Origin of the sequence: Streptomyces sp. NPDC020845 (genome assembly GCF_044334165.1) — a bacterium.
Lineage (GTDB): Bacteria > Actinomycetota > Actinomycetes > Streptomycetales > Streptomycetaceae > Streptomyces.
Window position 1 is genome coordinate 297,191 of sequence record NZ_JBIRSJ010000012.1, and the last position, 19,896, is coordinate 317,086.

The 19,896-nt window shown below is 72.2% G+C and carries 10 protein-coding genes; 7 read left to right on the plus strand and 3 right to left on the minus strand.

Annotated features, from left to right (window positions below):
* The first annotated feature begins 190 nt into the window (after positions 1–190).
* The 3 genes from ACH4U7_RS31875 (at position 191) to ACH4U7_RS31885 (ending at position 6,006) form a co-directional block, all read left to right on the plus strand.
* A complete protein-coding gene (locus ACH4U7_RS31875; RefSeq protein ID WP_398531238.1) occupies positions 191–1,729 on the plus strand; it encodes a phosphotransferase in 1,539 nt (512 codons plus the stop codon).
* 34 nt (positions 1,730–1,763) lie between these two features.
* Complete coding sequence (glgB, locus tag ACH4U7_RS31880; RefSeq protein ID WP_398531239.1) at positions 1,764–4,400, plus strand: 1,4-alpha-glucan branching enzyme; 2,637 nt, start codon at positions 1,764–1,766, stop codon at positions 4,398–4,400.
* Between the two features lie 130 nt (positions 4,401–4,530).
* Positions 4,531–6,006, plus strand: a complete 1,476-nt coding sequence (locus tag ACH4U7_RS31885) for a glycoside hydrolase family 16 protein (protein ID WP_398531240.1) — start codon at positions 4,531–4,533, stop codon at positions 6,004–6,006.
* 576 nt (positions 6,007–6,582) lie between these two features.
* Here the strand turns inward: ACH4U7_RS31885 and ACH4U7_RS31890 are convergent.
* Positions 6,583–9,615: an AfsR/SARP family transcriptional regulator gene (locus ACH4U7_RS31890; protein ID WP_398531241.1), complete on the minus strand. Its 3,033-nt coding sequence runs from the start codon at positions 9,613–9,615 to the stop codon at positions 6,583–6,585.
* Positions 9,616–10,015: 400 nt separating this feature from the next.
* On the opposite strand from ACH4U7_RS31890, the gene ACH4U7_RS31895 reads away from it, so the two are divergent.
* Positions 10,016–10,210, plus strand: coding sequence for a hypothetical protein (locus ACH4U7_RS31895; protein WP_385615864.1), 195 nt, complete (start codon positions 10,016–10,018; stop codon positions 10,208–10,210).
* Positions 10,211–10,389: 179 nt separating this feature from the next.
* Here ACH4U7_RS31895 and ACH4U7_RS31900 read toward each other — a convergent pair whose 3' ends face one another.
* Together ACH4U7_RS31900 and ACH4U7_RS31905 are read right to left on the minus strand one after the other, a co-directional pair.
* Complete coding sequence (locus tag ACH4U7_RS31900) at positions 10,390–14,235, minus strand: DNA-binding protein (RefSeq protein ID WP_398531242.1); 3,846 nt, start codon at positions 14,233–14,235, stop codon at positions 10,390–10,392.
* A 391-nt stretch (positions 14,236–14,626) separates the two neighbouring features.
* Positions 14,627–16,060: a cation:dicarboxylate symporter family transporter gene (locus ACH4U7_RS31905; protein ID WP_398531243.1), complete on the minus strand. Its 1,434-nt coding sequence runs from the start codon at positions 16,058–16,060 to the stop codon at positions 14,627–14,629.
* A 162-nt stretch (positions 16,061–16,222) separates the two neighbouring features.
* On the opposite strand from ACH4U7_RS31905, the gene ACH4U7_RS31910 reads away from it, so the two are divergent.
* From ACH4U7_RS31910 to ACH4U7_RS31920, 3 genes are all read left to right on the plus strand, one after another.
* Entirely contained in the window at positions 16,223–17,959 is a 1,737-nt protein-coding gene (locus ACH4U7_RS31910; protein WP_398531244.1) for an ATP-binding protein, read from the plus strand.
* On the plus strand, positions 17,956–18,663 hold the full coding sequence (locus tag ACH4U7_RS31915) for a response regulator (RefSeq protein WP_398531245.1): 708 nt from the start codon (positions 17,956–17,958) through the stop codon (positions 18,661–18,663). The genes ACH4U7_RS31910 and ACH4U7_RS31915 overlap by 4 nt, the downstream gene beginning before the upstream one ends.
* Before the next feature lie 142 nt (positions 18,664–18,805).
* Positions 18,806–19,831, plus strand: coding sequence for a chitinase (locus ACH4U7_RS31920; protein WP_398531246.1), 1,026 nt, complete (start codon positions 18,806–18,808; stop codon positions 19,829–19,831).
* Positions 19,832–19,896: the final 65 nt, after the last annotated feature.

Sequence of the window (19,896 nt, forward strand, 5' to 3'; positions counted from 1 at the left end):
ACTACCGCACGGGCGGAGCAGATCGCGCACTCCGTACTGCGCCGTACCGCGTCGTACCGCTCTGTACCGCTCTGTACTCGCCGTACGGACGATCCTCGCCCGACACGTCCCGCACCGTCGCACAGTCAATGCCGCAATCCGGGACACTATGCCCTGATCTGTCGTGTGCCCGGGGAAAGGACGCGACGCCATGCCGGAAGCTTCATTCTCCCGGGGGGCCTCCCCGGGGGCACAGCAGCCGCCGACCGCCGTACCGCGGGCCGACCCCCCGCCGTCCGCCATCCGCCCCGCCGCGGCCGCGGGCCCCGCCGGGCTGCTCGCCTCCCTCGCCCCGCTGCTCTCGGAATGGCTGCCCCGGCAGCGCTGGTTCGCGGGCAAGGGCCGCCCGGTCACCGGCTTCGCCCTGGTCTGCGCGACCGAGCTGCTGCCGTGCGCGACCAGCGGCAGCACGCCGGGCCTGCTCCATCTGCTCGTCCGCGCCCAGCAGCCCGAGCCGCCCGGCCACCGGCACGGCTCCGGCTGCGGACACCGGCGCGGCGCGGCGGCCAGCGACTGCTACCAGATCCTCCTCGGCGTGCGCGCCACCCTCCCGCCCCATCTCGCCCCCGCCCTCATCGGCCACCCCAGCGGCGGGCCGCTGCACGGCCGGACCGTCTACGAGGCGCTGCTCGACCCCCGCCTCGCCACGCTCCTCCTCGAACGGCTGCGGATGCCCGGCACCCTCGGCCCGCTGCGCTTCCTGCGCGAACCGTCCGCGGACATCCCCCTGGGGCTCGTTCCCCGGCTGGTGAACGTCGAGCAGTCCAACTCCTCGCTGATCTATGGAGATACGTTTATCCTCAAGCTCTTCCGCCGAGTGAGCCCCGGCACCAACCCCGACCTCGAACTGCCCCTGGCCCTCGCCCGCACGGGCTGCACCCGGGTGCCCGCCCCGGCCGCCTGGTTCGAGGCCGCCCCGCTCGGCGAGGGGACGGGCCCGCGCGCCGACCCCTTCACCCTCGGAGTACTCCAGCCCTACCTCGCCGGCTCCACCGACGGCTGGCAGCTCGCGCTCGACGCGGTCGCCGCCCGGGGCGACTTCACCGCCGCCGCCCACGCCCTCGGCCAGGCCACCGCCGAGGTCCATCTGGCGATGGCCCGCGCGCTGCCCACCTCCCATCTGCGCCGCCCGCAGATCGAACACCTCGCCGCCACGATGTCCGAGCGCCTGGACTCGGCCGCCGCGGCCGTACCCGCCCTCCACCCGTACCGCGCCGCGCTGCACTCCGCATACGAGGACCTGGCCGCGCTCGGCCGCGCCGGACGCACCTGGACGGCCCAGCGCATCCACGGCGATCTGCACCTGGGCCAAGTGCTGCGGCGGACGGTCGAGGGCGAGGCGCACTGGTCCCTCATCGACTTCGAGGGCGAGCCCTCGCGCCCGCTCGACGAGCGCCGCCGCCCACAGCCGGCGGTGCGCGATATCGCGGGCATGCTCCGCTCGTTCGACTACGCGGCGGCCGTGGGCGGCCACGACAGCCCACAGGACTGGGCCGGCCGCTCCCGGTCCGCGTACTGCGCGGGCTACGCGGAGGCGTCCGGGAGCGACCCGCGCGACGATCCGGAGCTGCTGCGGGCCCACGAGACCGACAAGGCGGTGTACGAGGTGGTCTACGAGGCCCGCCACCGCCCCGAGTGGCTGCCCGTCCCGATGTCCGCCATCCGCCGCCTGGCCGTGACCCGCACCTGATACGACGCACCCAGCCCCCTGGGAGGACACCCCCGTGACCGCACGTTCGCCGTCCGACCGGCCCCCACACGACCCGCCACCGTCCGATCCGCCGCCGCATGATCCGCCTTCGTCCGGCCCACCCCCGCACGACCTGCCGCCGCATGACCCGCCGCTGTCCGGCCCGCCTCCGTCCGGCCCGCCCTCGTCCGACGCGCCTTCGTATGAGCCGCCCTCGCCCGTGCCGGCCACCTTCCGCCCGGACCCCGACCGGCCCGCCGCCCACCGGGCCGCCGCGCACGGCCCCGGAGACGGCCCCATGTCCCGCTCCTCGTACACCGCGCCGCCCACCCCGCGGGCCCCCAGGCCAGGCCACAGCCCGAGCGCCGGCCCGAGCCCCGCCCCCACCGACCCACCGCGCGCCGAGACCGCACCACGCCCCGAGGCCGCGCCTCCCGGCGGCGGGGGGGTGCTCGCCGCGGCGCCGCTCGGGGACACCGACCGGGAGCGGCTGCTCTCCGGCTCCCACCACGATCCGCACGCCCTCCTCGGCGCCCACCCCGTGCGCGGCGGAATCCTCTTCCGCGCGCTGCGCCCGTACGCCCGGTCCGTGGCCGTGACCGCCACCGGGCTGCGCGCGCAATTGCGCCCCGAGGGGGACGGGCTGTTCTCCGGGGTGCTCCCGCTCCGGGAGATCCCCGACTACCGGCTGCTGGTCGACTACGAGAACGGGGAGTACCAGAACGGGGCGTACGGCAGCGGCGCGGCCCCGCACCACGACCCGTACCGCTTCCTCCCCGCCCTCGGCGAACTGGATCTGCACCTGATCGGCGAGGGCCGCCACGAGGAGCTGTGGCGCGCGCTGGGCGCGCATCCGATGACGCACCAGGGCGTGGCCGGGACGCGGTTCACGGTGTGGGCGCCGGACGCGCGTGGTGTGCGCGTGGCCGGGGACTTCAACTACTGGGACGGTACGGCCTGCCCGATGCGCTCGCTGGGCGGCAGCGGCGTATGGGAGCTGTTCCTGCCCGGCGTGGGCGAGGGTGCGGTGTACAAGTTCGACATCACCCGCCCGGACGGAAGCCACACCCTGCGCGCCGACCCGATGGCGCGCCGCACCGAGTGTCCGCCCGCCACCGCCTCGATCGTGCACACCTCCCACCACGAGTGGCGCGACGAGGCGTGGCTGGCCCGCCGGGCGGGGCAGCGCGTGCACGAGTCGCCGTTCTCGGTGTACGAGGTGCATCTTCCCTCGTGGCGCCCCGGCCTGACCTACCGCCAGCTGGCCGACCAGCTTCCCGCGTACGTCAAGGACCTCGGCTTCACCCATGTCGAGCTGATGCCGGTGGCCGAGCACCCCTTCGGCGGCTCATGGGGCTACCAGGTCACCGGCTTCTACGCGCCCACCGCCCGCCTCGGCACCCCCGACGACTTCAAGTATCTAATCGACGCCCTGCACCAGGCGGGCATCGGGGTGCTGGTCGACTGGGTGCCCGCGCACTTCCCGCGGGACGAGTGGGCGCTGGCCGAGTTCGACGGCAGACCGCTGTACGAACCCCCCGACCCGGCCCGGGCCGCGCATCCGGACTGGGGCACGCTGGAGTTCGACTACGGCCGCACGGAGGTGCGCAACTTCCTGGTGGCGAACGCCGTGTACTGGTGCGAGGAGTTCCATGTGGACGGCCTGCGGGTGGACGCCGTGGCCTCCATGCTCTACCTCGACTACTCCCGCGAGCCGGGCCAGTGGACGCCCAATGCCCACGGCGGCCGGGAGAACCTGGACGCCGTCGCGTTTCTGCAGGAGATGAACGCGACCGTCTACCGCCGCTGCCCCGGCGCGCTGACCATCGCCGAGGAGTCCACCGCCTGGGACGGCGTCACCCGCGCCACCCACCATGTGGGCCCCAGCGGCTTCGGCGGCCTCGGCTTCGGGCTGAAGTGGAACATGGGGTGGATGCACGATTCGCTGGGCTACATCGGCCATGAGCCGGTGCACCGCAAGTACCACCACCATGAGATGACCTTCTCGATGGTGTACGCGTACAGCGAGAACTATGTGCTGCCCATCTCCCATGACGAGGTGGTGCACGGCAAGCGGTCGCTGGTGTCGAAGATGCCCGGCGACTGGTGGCAGCGGCGCGCCGACCACCGCGCGTACCTGGGCTTCATGTGGGCACACCCGGGCAAGCAACTCCTCTTCATGGGGCAGGAGTTCGCCCAGGGCGCCGAATGGTCGGAGAGCCACGGCCCGGACTGGTGGCTGCTCGACCCCTCGTACTCCGCCGAGCCCGACCACCGCGGCGTACGCGACCTGGTCCGCGAGCTGAACCAGGTGTACCTGGCCACGCCCGCGCTGTGGCAGCGGGACACCGTCCCGGAGGGGTTCGCCTGGGTCGAGGGCGACGCGCGCGAGGACAACGTCTTCGCCTTCCTGCGCTTCGCCGCGGACGGCTCTCCGCTGCTGGCCATCAGCAACTTCTCGCCCGTCGTACGCCATGACTACCGCATCGGCGTCCCGGACCACATCCCGCTGTGGCGCGAGGTGCTGAACACCGACGACGGCCGCTACGGCGGCAGCGGCGTCGGCAACCCGGAACCGCTCAAGGCCGAACCCACCGCCTGGCACGGGCGGCCCGCGAGCATCCTGCCGGTGCTGCCACCGCTGGCCACGATCTGGCTGGGGCCGGCCTGACGGTACCTACGCGCGTCAGGAACCCCGCCGGCAAACCAACACGCACGAGCCATTGACGCCCTTCCCGTGTGCACCTACATAAACGTGAGAGCGCTCTCACACCCCCACACACCTCCTGGAGGTCGTCCCCGTGAGCACACGCACGAGTACCAGACCCAGACCCAGGGCACCCCTCACCTCACCCCTCACCGCAGCACTGGCCGTCGCCGCGCTCGCGCTGGCGGCCCTCGCCACGCTCTTCGGCACCTCGCCCGCGCGGGGTGACGTGCCGCCCGCCGCCGGCTGGAACCTGCAGTGGAGCGATGACTTCAAGGGCTCCGCGAACACGCTGCCGTCCTCCGCCAACTGGCAGATAGACACCGGCCATTCCTACCCCGGCGGCCCCGGCAACTGGGGCACCGGAGAGGTCCAGAACTACACCAACTCCACCAGCAACCTCAGCCTCGACGGCAGCGGCAACCTCCGCATCACCCCGCTCCGCGACGGCGCGGGCAACTGGACCTCGGCCCGTATCGAGACCCAGCGCGCCGACTTCAAGGCCCCGGCGGGCGGTGTGCTGCGCGTCGAGAGCCGTATCCAGATGCCCAACGTCACCGGCAACGCCGCGCTCGGCTACTGGCCCGCGTTCTGGGCGCTCGGCAGTCCGTACCGGGGCAACTACTGGAACTGGCCCGGCATCGGCGAGTTCGACATCATGGAGAACGTCAACGGCATCAACTCCGTCTGGGGGGTGCTCCACTGCGGCGTCAACCCGGGCGGACCCTGCAACGAGACCACCGGCGTCGGCGCCAGCCGCGCCTGCCCCGGCGCGAGCTGCCAGTCCGCCTTCCACACGTACCGCTTCGAGTGGGACCGTTCCACCACGCCCAACCAGCTGCGCTGGTACGTGGACGACCAGCAGTTCCACAGCGTCAGCCAGAACAGCGTCGACGCCGCCACCTGGTCGAACATGACCGACCACGCCGGCTACTTCATCCTGCTGAACGTCGCGATCGGCGGTGCCTTCCCCGACGGCGTCCACGGCTCGGCCACCCCCACCGCGGCCACCGACCCCGGCCACCCCATGCTCGTCGACTACGTCGCCGTCTGGACCCGCGGCGGCGGCACCACCGACCCGCCCACCGATCCCCCGTCCGGCTCCGCCACCCGCTACCTGGGCAGCGGCGGGGCCCTCGGCGCCGCGTCCTCCTCCGCGTCCACCGCGACGCTGCCCTCGGCGGGCGGCACCAACCACGACGGCACGCCCTACCAGCCGCAGACCTTCCTCGCCTCCGGGCTGAACGCCACCTACAGCGGCGGCGCCACGCAGTTCGACCTGTTCGTGGACGCGGGCACCACCGTGGCCAACGGCCAGCAGGTCCGCATCTCCTACGACCTGACCGGCGACGGCAGCTGGGACCGCACCGAGACCTACCAGTACTTCGCCACCGACCCCGTCGCGGGCTATGAGCACTACACCCAGGCCCGCGGGCTGAAGTCCGCCACCGGCTCGCTCGGGAACCTGAGCAACGGGAAGGTACGGGTGGAGGTCTGGAACGCCATCGGCAACGGCACCAGCACGCTGGGGACGGGCAACCAGTCGTACGTGCGGATTCCGTTCGGCTGAGCGGAAGGCAGCTTCGACAGAGGTACGACATGCAGGCCGCCGGGACGACACCGGGCCGTCCCGGCGGTCGCTGAACACGCATGAACTATTTCCGGCATGGCTACTCTCCATGTCCGGGATCTGTCCGACGAGGCACTTGCCGAGCTCAAGATGAGAGCCGCCCCAGATCGCCTCCGCGCTGCGTGGGCGCCATCGCGGCGGGAAGCTGACCGATGCCGAACTCGACGCGGCATGGGACTCCTTCGCCCTGCTGCCCCCGCTGATCACGAGCGACGCCAGAATCGGACGCGCCGGCCGAGCCCGGTGCCCCATCGAGATCTTCACCGAGCCGCACTCCTGAGGTTACGCACACGGCGTCCCATCTTTGTTCCGCGCGGTGGAACAGGTCGCCGAACAATCGCACCGCCGCTGTACTCGCTTCCGTACGACCGAGCAACAGCGGAAGTCAGGAGGACCACATGAAACAGCGGATCTTGAAGGCGCTCTCCATCGCGCTCATCGCGGGCGGTCTCGTCGCGGCGTCCGGCATCACGGCGACGACGGCGACCGCCGCCCCCGTCATCAGGTGCTGCTAGATCACCCGAGCCGGCCGAGTTCCTCGCGGACCCGGCCGGCGTCCGGGTGGCCGAGGGCGTCGAACATGGTCAGGGTCTGCCGCCAGGTCTCCCGGGCGCCGGGGACATCGTCGGCGGCCAGCTGGGCGCTGCCCAGGCGGTACATGGTCTCGGCCGCCCTGACCCGCTCGCCGCGCTCGCGGCGCAGGTCCACGGCGTTGCGGTAGCAGACGATGGCCTGCTCGTGGTCGCCGAGGCGGTGGTGGGCGTAGCCGAGGCTGTCCCAGGCGGCGGAGGCGCCCCGCCCGTCGTGCGCCTGCTGCAGCATCCGCAGCGCCTTCTCGCAGTGGACCAGGGTCTGCTGGTACTGGCCGACCATGGCGTACGCCCAGCCGACGTTGTTCAGCGCGTACGCCTCCCCGCTGCGCTGGCCGACCTCGCGGTACAGCTCAAGGGTGCGCTGCGCGTGGTACAGCCCCTCCTCGTGGCGGCCCTGCCGCTCGCCCGCCAGGTTGAGCGCGACGTGGATGAGTGCCTGGCCGGCCGGGTTGCCGGTCTTGCCGTGCAGGTCCAGGGCGCACATCAGGTGGTCGCGGGCCCGGTCGTACTGGGCCATCCGCAGATCGGCGAGGCCGAGGCCGTGGTGCGCGTGCGCCTGCCCGGCCAGGTTGTCCGCACGCCGCGCCGCGTCGAGGGCCACAGCGTGTACTACGCCCTGGTCGTGCCAGTGTCCGAGCTGGTCCAGGAACTCGGCGAGCGACCAGGCCAGCCGCCAGGCGTGGGGCTCGAAACCGCTCTCCGCCGCCTGCTGTTGCGCGGCGACCAGCACATGGTGTTCGGCGGTGAACCAGGTCAGCGCCTCGCCGTAATCGGCGAACGACTCGGTGCAGACGCCGGGCTGCGCGGCGGGGAGGGTGAGGGGCGTGCGCTGCGGGGTGAACACCCGGCCGGCGGCGACGGCGGTGTGCAGATAGTGGTCGAGGGTGCGGTGCAGCGCGGCGCGCCGGTCGTCCTCGGAGTCGTACGCGTCGGCCAGCTCGGTGGCGTAGGCGCGCAGCAGGTCGTGCAGCGCGTACTGGCCCGGGCTGCGCTCGGTGAGCAGATGGGCCCGGGTCAGCTGGAGCAGCAGCCGCCGGGCCTGCGGCACGGGCAACCCCATCAGGCTGGCCACGGCGGCGGCCGAGATGTCCGGGCCGGGGTGCACGCCCAGCAGCCGGAACAGCCGGGCGGCGTCGGTGCCCAGGGTGTGGTACGACCACGAGAACACCGCCCGGACGTCGGTCGTGGCGTCACCGCCGTCGAACGCGTCCAGGCTGCCGCGGGCGTCGTGCAGCTCGCGGGCAAGAGCTTCGAGGGAGAAGCCGGGGTGAGTGGCCGCGCGGGCGGCGACGATGGCCAGCGCCAAGGGCAGCCCCGCGCACACCGTGATGACGTCCTCCACCGCCTCCGGCTCGGCCGCCACCCGCTCGGAACCCAGCCTGCGGGCGAGCAGTTCGCGCGCCTCGGCCCGGTCGAGCAGATCCAGCGGCAGCGGCTGGGCCTGCTCCGCGACGACCAGCCCGGTGAGCTCGTTACGGCTGGTCAGCAGCACCAGACAGCCGGGCGCCCCGGGCAGCAGGGGGCGGACCTGGTCGGCGTCGCGCGCGTTGTCCAGCAGGATCAGCACCCGGCGGCCTGCCAACAGGCTGCGGTAGAGGGCGGTTTGGGCCTCCACGGTGGCCGGTATCCGGTGCGCGGGCACCTGGAAGGCGTCCAGAAAGCCCCGTACCGCCTCGGAGGGGGTCATCGCCGAGCCGGTCGGGCCGAAGCCGCGGAGGTTCACATACAGCTGACCGTCGGGGAAGCGGTCGCAGACCCGATGGGCCCAGTGCACGGCCAGGGTGGTCTTGCCGAGGCCGCCACTGCCCGCGATCACGGAGATGACCGCCGCGGTGGGCACCCGCCCGGTTGGGGATCCAGCCCCGGCCCCGGGCGCGGGCCGCAGCAGCGCGTCGAGCCCGGCCAGCTCCCGCTCCCGCCCGGTGAAGTGGACGACATCGGCGGGGAGTTGCTGCGGTACGGCGACCTCGGCGGCCGGTGGGGACTCGGAGGGGGGCTCGGAGGAGGTGTCCTGCGGGGCGGATGGGGGCGGGGCGGATGGGGGCGGGGCGGCGGTAGCTGGGGCTGTGGCAGCTGGGGCCGGTGTGGCTGGAGCCACGACCGCCGTGGGGGCAACGGCAGCTGGGGCCGGGGCTGCGGCAGCTGGGGCGGGCGTTGGGTCCGCGGCTGTCGGGGCCGAATCCGCGCCCGCCAGAGCCAGACCCGCCCGGTCCGCCCCCGCCGGCTGCGCGTCCAGCACCTTCCGGTGCAGCCGCTGCAGGTCGTCCCCCGGCTCGATGCCCAGTTCGTCGACGTACCGCTGCCGCGTACTGCGGAAGAGCGCGAGCGCGTCGGCCCGCCGGCCGCTCCGGCTCAGCGCCTCCATCAGCAGGCCCACCGACCGCTCCCGCAGCGGGTGCTCCGCCACCAGAGGGGACAACACGGCGGCCGCCTCCTGGTGCCGCCCGGAGCGCAGATCGATCGCGGCGCACTCCTCCACCACCGCGCGCCGCTCCTCCTCGAGGCCCGTCCCGACGGTCTCGGGCAGCCAGCCGCCCGCGACATCCGCGAGCGCGGGGCCGCGCCACAGCTGGAGCGCCGCGTGCAGCAGCTCACCGGCCGGGCCGTCGCCGACCGTCCGCGCCTCGCGCACCAACTCCCGGAAACGGTGCAGGTCCACCCGCTCCTGGTCGACGGTGAGGCAGTACCCTTGTGCGGAGGTGGACAGCTCGGTGTCGGCCAGCGCGGCCAGGATCCTGCGCAGTTTGGATATCTGGACCTGTACGGCGTTGCGCGCGGACCCCGGCGGGTCCTCTCCCCATACGGCCATCACCAGCCGGTCCACGGAGACCACTCGCCCCGGCTCCAGCAACAGCATCGCCAGGACGGATCGCTGCTGGGCGGCGGTCGGGCCGAGTCCCTGCTCGCCCTGCCATATACCGACCGGGCCCAGCAGACGAAACTCGGTCCCGTGCACGCGCTTCCCCCGTCGGTACCTGAGATTCCCTGCGGCCATCTCGCAGCCTACCCACAGGGACAGGTCAGCGCCGCATCAGCGAGACATCAGCTCCGCATTGCACCCTACGGGCAATGAGGGCGCCGCGGCGCACCCACGCTCACGTCCGGCGCATACCCCGCTGGATGGGGAGCCCGCGGTAACGGGGAGCCCTCTGTACCCAGACAGCGGGGGCGACATGGGGGGCTTGATCCGCGTATCGAATACCGCCGGACCGGCCGGACCGCGCAGACCAAGCGGCCGGTACAACCGGGCCCTGGCAGCCGGACTCCTCGCGGTTGGTTTCCTCGGGGCGGCCGGCTACAAGGCCGAGGCGGCCAGATCCGCGCCGACAGGCAGCGCTATGGCGAAAGGGCAGCTCATGACGGCTACGGGACAGACTCGCACCCTTCCTCGGATAGGCGACCTCGTGTACGACATCGAGCGCGAGGCCATCGGCCGCGTCGCCTATATCGACACTGGCGGAAACGTCGCCTGGATCAAGCCCCAGGACGACGGCCCCGAATGGACCGCGCTCCCGGAGCAGCTGCGGCCCGCGGTGGACGGCGAACGCTGACGCGCTTGCACAGCGGCATTCCGTACGGGTTTCGGTACGGGTTTCAGTACGAATTTCAGTAAGCGCTTAACTCCCGCTGATGTCCCGCTGATACGTGCGCTGATGTCAGCGCCCTTATGCGCCCGCGCCTTCCACGGGGGGAGGCGCGGGATCTCGTTCGCCCGCCATGACGGTCCCGTTCAGCACACCTTGCGGTACGGGACTTCGGGGATGTACGTCTTCCAGTCGGCGCGGTGCAGACCGCCGCCCGCGCGCTCGCAGACAGCGGTGGTGACGCGCCCGGGGTCGACGGCGATCCTCTGGAGCGGTACGTGTTCGCCCGCGACCAGCAGGTTTCTGCCGTCCTCGCTGAAGGACAGGGCCCGGATGTTGTCGCCCGCGGTGAGCAGAACGGATCCCAGCGGAAGGCCGGACGCGGTGTCCCACAGCCGCACCGTGCCCTTGTCGCCCGCCACGGCCAGGATCTTGCCGTCGGGCGAGTAGGCCAGGGCTTTCACGGGCTCGGCGCTCTCCCGCCCCTCACCGGTGAGCGTCCCGGCGACAACACCCAGCCGCCGCTCGGCACCGCCGTCCCACAGCGTCACCTGCCCCGAGTCCGTGCCGAGGGCCAGCTGTTCACCGTCCGGGCGGTAGGCCAGCGCGTAGACCGGGTCCTGGGAACGGGTGAGCTGGTCCGGACGGCCAGAGGGGAGGGTGAAGCGCTGCCCGGACGCCGTGATGACCATCCGGCCGTCGGGCCGCACGGCCAGGGCGGAGGAGTCGGTGAAGGCCAACCAGAAATCGCCCGAGCCCCCCACCTCCACGGACTCCGCCAGCCCCGGCATCCGCCGCGTCACCTTGGTGCGGCTGCGGACTCCCCAGAGCTCCAGGGCCTCCGAAAGGTGCCGGTAGGCGAGCACGGTCCCGCCATCCGGCGTCAGCGCGATCGAGTCGACGCCCGCTCCGTCTTCCGTCAGCGCGTTCGAGTCGACGCCCGACTCGTCGGCGCCCTTCGGGGTGAGAACGAGGTCGGCCGTCTTACGGCCCTTGCGCACATCCCACACCGCAACCCGCTCCGCCCGGGCCCGGCCGTTGACCGCGTCCCGCTCGCCGAACCCGTAGGCGAAGGTCCGCCCGTCCGCGCTGAACGCCATGAGCGGCAGGCAGTACTGGCCCTTGTGCCCCGGTTGGCCGGTGGTCCGGCAGTCGGCCGAGGGCAGGGCGGCCGCGACCGGCGCTCCGCCGCCGGTGCGCCGCAGCTCGATCCGTCTCCGCCCGCCCGACGTCCGCACCTCCGCGATCAGGCTCGCGTCGGGGCTGAACAGGGCCTCGCCATCCTGCTTCGGCCCCCACTCGGACGTTGTGGCGCTGCCCAGGTAGAGGGTGCGCACCGCGTCGCTCGCCGTGCCATCCCCCTCCTGGTACCGGATGACCCCATGGTCCGCGTCCAGTTGGAGACCGGAGATCCGCCGACCGGCCAGGGGATGCCGGTAGACCGGCCGCCCGGGGCTGTCGAGCCGCCACACCAGGATCTCCTGGTCATCCGTGGCTGCCAGCAACCGCCCGTCGCGGCTGAGGGCGAGGTACCCGAGCCCGGAGTGGGAAATGCCCGGCAGTTCCTTTCCGGAGGCCAACTCCCAGCCGCGGACCCCCTTCGCGGTGGAGATCAGCAGCCTTTGGCCGTCCGGTGTGAGAGTGAACTCGCTGTCGACGTCGGCGTCCGGATCGCAGACCGGACGCGAGACGGCAGCCGGGAGCGTACGTATGCGGCGGTGCGCGCGGACATCCCACACCTCCAGCTCATCCCGGTCCGCACACAGCGCCACCCTCCGGTCGTCCGCGCTGAGCGCCGACCGCTCCGTCTCGCTGGGGCGCCGGAACAGGACGCGGCGGTGCCGGATGTCCCACAGCTGGAGCCAGTGCCCATCCCCCACCAGAAGGGTGTGTCCACTCGGCCCGAAGGAGACCTCCCCGTCCCCGAATTCGAGGCGAGGGCCGATGGGCCGACCGGAGGCGCGATCCCGCAGTCGGCGCCCGTTCACCCCCTCCGTCACCACCTGCCGCCCGTCCGGGGAGACGGCCGTCGCGGTCTCCGTCTCGTCGCTCGTCTTGATGGAGCTGATCCGGCGGTGGGTGGCCAGGTCCCAGCCGACCACCCGGCCGTTCAGCTCCCCGGAGGTCACGAGCGTACGGCCGTCAGCGCTCAGCAACGCTTGTTCGAACGCGCCGCCTCCCGGGACGGTGAACGTGTCCCGCTCGCGCTGCCCCATCGCCCCCAGTAGCGCCGCTCTCGCCTCCACCGTGTGGCTGATGTTCCACGCCGCCACGCTCAGCCGCATCGCCGTCACCGGATCCGCGTACCGCATGTTCTGCGCGACGGACGCGATCCGCCGGGACACCGCCTCCGCCCGCCGCTGCTCCCCCGCCCGGTTCTGCTGCCACGCCACCACCCCGGCCACGAGCGCCAGCGCCACCAGCACCGCCACCGCACCCACGAACGTACGCACCCGTCGGCGCTCCCGCGTGCCCGCGGCCCGGCTGGCGGCCAGGAAGTCGCGCTCCACGGCGCTGAGTTCGGCCGAGTCGTCGGGCTCTTCGAACGCCTCCCGCGCTTCCACCAGCCGCGCGCCCCGGTAGAGCGCGCCGGGATCCCGTCCCAGCTCCTCCCAGGTGCGGGCGGCCTCGGTCAGCTTGCGGTGGGTGCGCAGCCGCTGGCGATCCTCGTCGATCCAGCCGCGCAGCCGGGGCCAGGCGGTGATCAGGGCCTCGTGGGCGAGGTCGACCGTGCCCTCGTCGAGGGTGACCAGGCGCGACCGCACCAGGCGTTCCAGTACGAGCGCCGTATCAGCCGCATCATCTGAGCCGGAGTCCAGCCCCAGCTCCTCCCGGTCCACCGGGCGCCGGGTGTCCTGGGCCCCCTCCCCCGGTGTGATCAGCCGGAGCATGATCCGCCGCGCGGCCTCCGCCTGCCGCTCGCTGAGCTCCTCGTACACCCGCTCCGCGGTCAGGGCGATCGCGCCATGCACACCGCCCGCCGCCTCGTACGCCTCCACGGTCAGCGCCCGGCTGCGGCGGCGGCGCCAGGTCTCCAGCAGGGCGTGGGACATCAGGGGCAGGCCGCCGGGTTCGTCGACGACCTCCTCCACGATCCTGGCGGTCAGCGCCCGTTCGACGATCAGCCCTTCGGCCGCGGCCGGCTTGACGATCGCCTCCCGCAGCTCCGCCCGCCCCATGGTGCCGACCAGCAAGGTGGCGCCGCGCAGTGCGGCTGTCAGCTCCCGGTGCTCGGCGCAGCGGCCGAAGAAGTCGGCCCGTACGCCGATGACCACGCGCAGTCGGCTGTCGCCGTCCTGGGCGGACAGCAGGCGTTCGATGAATCCGGCGCGTTCGGCCGGGTCCTGGCAGAGGGTGAAGACCTCCTCGAACTGGTCGATCACCAGCCAGGTGTCCCCATCGTCCCCGTTCGGGCTGAGCGCGTCGGCGTGGGTGCGGAGCGGGCGGTCGCCGGGGGTGAGGACGCGGATCACGGACGGGCGGGGTAACGGCGCGGCCGTGCCGTCGCGCAGGGCCGGGATCAGGCCGGCCCGCAGCAGTGAGGACTTACCGCTGCCCGAGGGGCCGAAGACGGCGGCGAACCTGCTCTCCCGGACCAGCTCAAGCAGATCGGCTACGAGCTGTTCCCGCCCGAAGAACCGTTCGTGGTCGCCCGGTTCGAAGCGGGCCAGTCCGCGGTAGGGCGGGGTGGCGTCGTCGTCCTCGGCGGGGATGCCGGTGGTCTCCTCCGCCACCTCGCGCCACCGCGCCTCCCAGGCGATCCGGTCGGCCGGGTCGCCGCCGCACGCCTCCACATACGCGAGCGTGACCGGCAGCGAGGGGAGTTGGTCCCCCGCGGCGGCCCGGGACAGCGTGGTGAGCGAGTACGGCACCCGCTGCGCCATCGCCCGGTAGGTCGGTCCGCCCGCCTCGCTCCGCAGCTTGCGCAGCTCGTACGCGAAACGCTGGACCGGGCCCGCGCTCGGATCCAGCGGGCTCTCCTTGCGGCCCATGCCCCATCTCCCCACCTGACGGCCTGGTACGGCCCCAGACGCTACTCCTTTTGTTTCGTGGGGCGACTGGGCTGCCGAACAACCGCCGGGCCGGTGAAGTGGACCGTACGAAAGAACCGGAAGAGAGGTGGGGGCTCATGCCTCTTTGGGGGCGGATCGCCACGGCGGTCATGGGGGTCGCCCTGTTGGTCGCGCCGTTCCTCCCCTTCGTCCCAGGAGTTCACGCGGAGTCGGCCACGGGGGTCGCGCACTTGCCCGCGGGGTTCTCGAGCAGGGGATGAACAGGCGGGGGGATGAATGGCCGGGGGATGAACGGGCGCGGCCCTGCCCCGATTCAGGAGGGCAGGGCCGCGATGTCCGCGCGCGATGGGTGCCGCGCGGGCGGGGCAGGTCAGATGGAGGCGTGCTCCTTCGCCGTGCCCGAGCCGCCGCGCTGCTCCGGCACCGCCGGGCTCGCGTCGCCGTCCGCGTCGTCCCCGCCGTACGGCGAGTGGTCGTCGACGAGCGTCGTCTCGTCGAACGGCAGCCGACCGGCGAGCACTTCCTGCATGCGCTCCTTGTCGATCTCCTTGGTCCAGGTGCCGACCAGGACGGTGGCGACCGCGTTGCCCGCGAAGTTGGTGACCGCGCGCGCCTCGCTCATGAAGCGGTCGATGCCGACGATCAGGCCGACGCCGTCCACCAGGTCGGGCCGGTGCGACTGCAGACCGCCGGCCAGCGTGGCCATGCCCGCGCCGGTCACGCCCGCCGCGCCCTTCGACGCGATGATCATGAACGCCAGCAGGGATATCTGCTCGCCGAGCGAGAGCGGGTTGTCCATGGCCTCCGCGATGAACAGCGAGGACATGGTCAGGTAGATCGCGGTGCCGTCCAGGTTGAAGGAGTAGCCGGTCGGCACGGTGATGCCCACGACGGGCTGGCTGACGCCCGCGTGCTCCATCTTGGCGATCAGGCGCGGCAGCGCGGACTCCGAGGACGAGGTCGACACGATCAGCAGGAACTCGCGCGCCAGGTACTTCAGCAGCGAGAAGATGCTCACGCCGGCGACCAGCCGCAGGATCGTGCCGAGCACGAGGAACACGAACAGCGCACAGGTGATGTAGAAGCCGATCATGATGACGGCGAGCGACTTCAGCGCGTCCACGCCCGTCTCGCCGACCACCGCCGCGATCGCGCCGAAGGCACCCACCGGCGCCGCCCACATGATCATGGACAGCACGCGGAACACCAGCCGCTGGATGTGGCCGATCCCGCGCAGGATCGGCTCGCCGCTCTTGCCCATGGCCTGCAGCGCGAAGCCGACCAGCAGCGCGATCAGCAGGGTCTGCAGCACCTCGGGAACGGTGAAGGCGGAGACGAGCGTGGTCGGGATGATGCCGAGCAGGAAGTCCGGAAGGGACTCGCTGACGGCGTTCTTGGCCTGGCCCTGTCCGGCCTGGGCCACCTCGTTGGTCAGGTGCAGCCCGCTGCCCGGCTCGATGATGTTGCCGACGACCAGGCCGATGGCGAGCGCGACGGTCGACATCAGCAGGAAGTAGCCGAGCGCCAGGCCACCGACCTTGCCGACCTTCGCGGCCTTCCGCACCGAGCCGACGCCGAGCACGATCGTGCAGAAGATGATCGGCGAGATCATCATCTTGATGAGATTCACAAAGCCGGTGCCGATCGGCTTGAGCTCGACGGCGGTGTCGGGGGCGACGAAGCCCACCAGGATGCCGAGCGCCACCGCGGCGATCACCGCGAGGTAGAGGAAGTGAATCCGGTCCTTCTTCGGCCGCCCGGCATCCGTACCCACGGAATCCGGCGGCGAGGTCTGCGCAGCCACGGTGCTGCCTCCTTCTGCTCTGCCGCCCAGCTGTCCCGGCTGATGCGTCGTGCGGCTCGCACTTCGCCCTGGACGGTCCCGAGGACTATGCACCCCGCCTGTGATGGCGGTCACCCTTCCGTTCATTTCGTTCACGAAACGGCCATGTGCACACTGTGTGGCATGCGCGTCCCCCGTCCCCGGAGTCTGGCAGGCCAGCTGTTCGCCATGCAGGTGGTCCTGGTCGCCGTCGTGGTCGCCGGGTGCGCGGTCTTCTCGTATGTCACCGGCCGGAGCCAGGCGGAGGAGTCCGCGCGCCGCCAGGCCACCGCCGCCGCGACCGCCGTCGCCGACTCGCCGACGGTCGCCGAGGCCGTACGGTCCGACGACCCCACCGCCCGGCTCCAGCCGTACGCGGAGCGGGTGCGCCATGACACCGGTGTCGCCTTCGTCACCATCATGAATACGCGGGGCATCCGCTGGACCCACCCCGACCCGGCCCGTATAGGGGAGAAGTTCCTCGGCAACACCGGGCCCGCGCTGCACGGCCGGATCTTCGACGAGACGTACACCGGCACCCTGGGCGCGTCCGTGCGCGTGGTGGCCCCGGTGCGCGACGCACGGGCCGGGGGCGAGATCACCGCGCTGGTCAGCGCGGGCATCACCGTCGACACCATCAGCGCGCAGGTGCGCCGCCAGATGCTGGCGCTGTTCGTCGTCGCATTCGCCGCGCTGGCGATCGGCGGCATCGGCACCTATGTCATCAACGCCCGGCTGCGCCGCCATACCCACGGTATGAACGCCGGCGAGCTGAGCCGGATGCACGACTACCACCAGGCCGCGCTGCACGCCGTACGCGAAGGGCTGCTGATGCTCGACGGGCGGCGGCGGATCGCGCTGATCAACGACGCCGGCCGGGAACTGCTCGGCCTGTCCGAGAACTCTGTGAACTCGGTCGGCCGCTACGTCTCCGACCTCGGCCTGCCCCCGTCGCTGACCGGCGCCCTGCTGGCCGCCGAGCCACGGGTGGACGAGCTGCATCTGACCGCCCAGCGGGTCCTGGTCGTCAACACCTCCCCGGTCAGCAGCGGAGAGCAGCGCGGCACGGTCGTCACCCTGCGCGACCACACCGAACTCCAGGCGCTGTCGGGCGAGTTGGACTCCGTACGCGGCTTCGCCGAGGCCCTGCGCTCCCAGGCGCACGAGGCCGCCAACCGGCTGCACACCGTCGTCTCGCTGATCGAGCTGGGGCGGGCCGAGGAGGCGGTCGACTTCGCGACCGCCGAACTGGAGCTGGCACAGGCGCTGACCGACCAGGTGGTGGGGGCCGTCGCCGAACCGGTGCTGGCCGCCCTGCTGCTGGGCAAGGCCGCCCAGGCCAATGAGCGCGGCGTGGAGCTCGTCCTCGCCCCCGACACCCGTATCGACGACGGGCTGCTGCCGCCCGGCCTCCCGACCCGCGACCTGGTCACCATCCTCGGCAACCTCATCGACAACGCGACGGACGCCGCCGCCGAGGGCGCCGGCCGCGGCGCGGCCCGCAGCGCCCGCGTCACGGTCACCGCGCGCGCCGTCACCGACGAGCTGACGCTGCGGGTGAGCGATACGGGCGCCGGGCTTGACCCGGCGACGGCCGAGGCGGCCTTCGGGCGCGGCTGGAGCACCAAGTCCGCGGGGCGGGGGCTGGGGCTCGCCCTCGTACAGCAGGCGGTGCGGCGCAATTCCGGCACGGTCGAGGTGTCCCGGACGCCGGACGGCGGCGCGGAGTTCACGGTCCGAATGCCGCTGACAGAAGCCGCGCTCGCGGAACCGGGGACCCCCCTCACAAAAGCCATCCCGAAGCAGCCCGCCCCACAGGAACCCACCCCACAGGAACCCGCCCAAGAGCCACCCGCCCAAGAAGAGGAACCCGCCCGATGAGCCCGTCGCAGGCGAACCCGGCGCGGCCCGCCCCGATACGGGTCCTCGTCGTCGAGGACGACCCGGTCGCCGCGGACGCGCACCGGATGTATGTGGAGCGGGTCCCCGGCTTCTCGGTCGTCGGCGTGGCGCGGACGCGCGGCGACGCGCAGCGCCTGCTGGAGCGCACGCCCGCCGATCTGTTGCTCCTGGATCTGTATTTGCCCGATGGACATGGTCTGCAGCTGCTCCGCGCGCTGCGTGCGACAGGTCACACCGCGGACGTGATCGCGGTCACCTCGGCCCGTGACCTGGCGGTGGTCCGCGAGGGCGTCTCGCTCGGGGTGGTGCAGTACGTCCTCAAGCCGTTCACATTCGCAACGCTTCGGGACCGGCTGCTGCGCTACGCGGAATTCCGCGCGAGCGTGGGTGAGGCCAGCGGCCAGGACGAGGTGGACCGCGCACTGGCCGCGCTGCGCGCACCGCAGCCGGCCGAGCTGCCGAAGGGGCTGACCCCGGCCACCCTCCAGGCCGTGACCGATACCCTGCGCGCCGCCGGGGACGGGATCTCCGCCGCCGCGACGGCGGAGGCGGTGGGGATCTCGCGGATCACCGCGCGCCGCTATCTGGAGCACCTGGTCGACGCGGGGCGCGCGGCGCGGGCGCCGCAGTACGGGCAGGTCGGCCGCCCGGAGCTGGTCTACCGCTGGCTGACCGCCGGCTGACCACTGACCGACCACGGGCCGACCAGGCAATAGGAAACTTTCCTATCCACCATCTTGTCGGCGCGGCAACGGCTCGCTAGGTTCACAGCCGCAACCCCCACGTCGCCTCCTTCCCAACCCCCCTCAGGAGGACCACACCGCCATGAAGATGTCCAAGCCCTCCAAGCGCATCCGCAGACTCGCCCTCACCGCGACCTGCGCGCTGATAGCCACGGGCGGAGCGGCGACCCTCGTCGCCACCACCGCCCAGGCCACCCCGGCCACCCCGAAAGCGACCGCCGCCGCCAGCGGCCAGACCGGCCCGTACCTCTACCTGGGCTGGGGCAGCCCGCCCAAGGCCACCGATGTGATGTCGGCCACCGGCACCACCCAGTTCACGATGGCCTTCATCCTCTCGGACGGCGGCTGCAACCCGAAGTGGGACGGCTCCCGCGCGCTCACCGGCGGCAACGACGAGTCGACGATCAACTCCATACGCTCGGCCGGCGGCGATGTCACGGTGTCCTTCGGCGGCTGGAGCGGTAACAAGCTCGGCGAGAAGTGCTCCTCCGCCTCCGCGCTGGCGGGCGCGTACCAGAAGGTGATCGACGCCTACAAGCTCAAGTCGATCGACATCGACATCGAGGCGAGCGAGTTCGAGAACGCGACGGTCCGGCAGCGGGTGATCGACGCGCTGAAGATCGTCAAGCAGAAGAACAGCGGCATCAAGGTGTACGTCACCTTCGGCACGACCACCAGCGGCCCCGACTCCAACGGCAAGGACCTCGTCAAGCGCGGCGCCGCATCCGGCGTCGACGTGGACGGCTGGGCGGTCATGCCGTTCGACTTCGGCCAGGGCTCCGTGGACATGGCGGCGGCCACCAAGTCGGCGGTCGACGGGCTGAAGAACACGGTCGCGAGCGCGTACGGGCTGTCCTCCGACGACGCGTACCGCAAGGTCGGCTTCTCCTCCATGAACGGCAAGACCGATGTCGCGGGTGAGACCGTCACCCTCGACAACTTCAAGTCCGTGGTCTCGTACGCCAAGAGCCACCACCTGGCCCGGGTCAGCTTCTGGTCGCTCAACCGCGACCGCAAGTGCGGCTCCGGCGGGGACGCGGACGCGTGCAGCGGCATCGACCAGGGGACGTACGACTTCACCAAGGTGCTGGCCGGCTACACCGGCTGACGGCCACCCACCGCTGAGCCTCCGAGCTGACGTTCGATCAAGGGCGTTCCTGGTCAAGGGGATTG

Bases quoted from the DNA above. Each gene is read 5' to 3' on its own strand.
- ACH4U7_RS31875 (WP_398531238.1), top strand. From the start codon at position 191: ATGCCGGAAGCTTCATTCTCCCGGGGGGCCTCCCCGGGGGCACAGCAG.
- ACH4U7_RS31895 (WP_385615864.1), top strand. From the start codon at position 10,016: ATGACGGCTACGGGACAGACTCGCACCCTTCCTCGGATAGGCGACCTC.
- ACH4U7_RS31900 (WP_398531242.1), bottom strand. From the start codon at position 14,235: ATGGGCCGCAAGGAGAGCCCGCTGGATCCGAGCGCGGGCCCGGTCCAG.
- ACH4U7_RS31910 (WP_398531244.1), top strand. From the start codon at position 16,223: ATGCGCGTCCCCCGTCCCCGGAGTCTGGCAGGCCAGCTGTTCGCCATG.
- ACH4U7_RS31915 (WP_398531245.1), top strand. From the start codon at position 17,956: ATGAGCCCGTCGCAGGCGAACCCGGCGCGGCCCGCCCCGATACGGGTC.
- ACH4U7_RS31920 (WP_398531246.1), top strand. From the start codon at position 18,806: ATGAAGATGTCCAAGCCCTCCAAGCGCATCCGCAGACTCGCCCTCACC.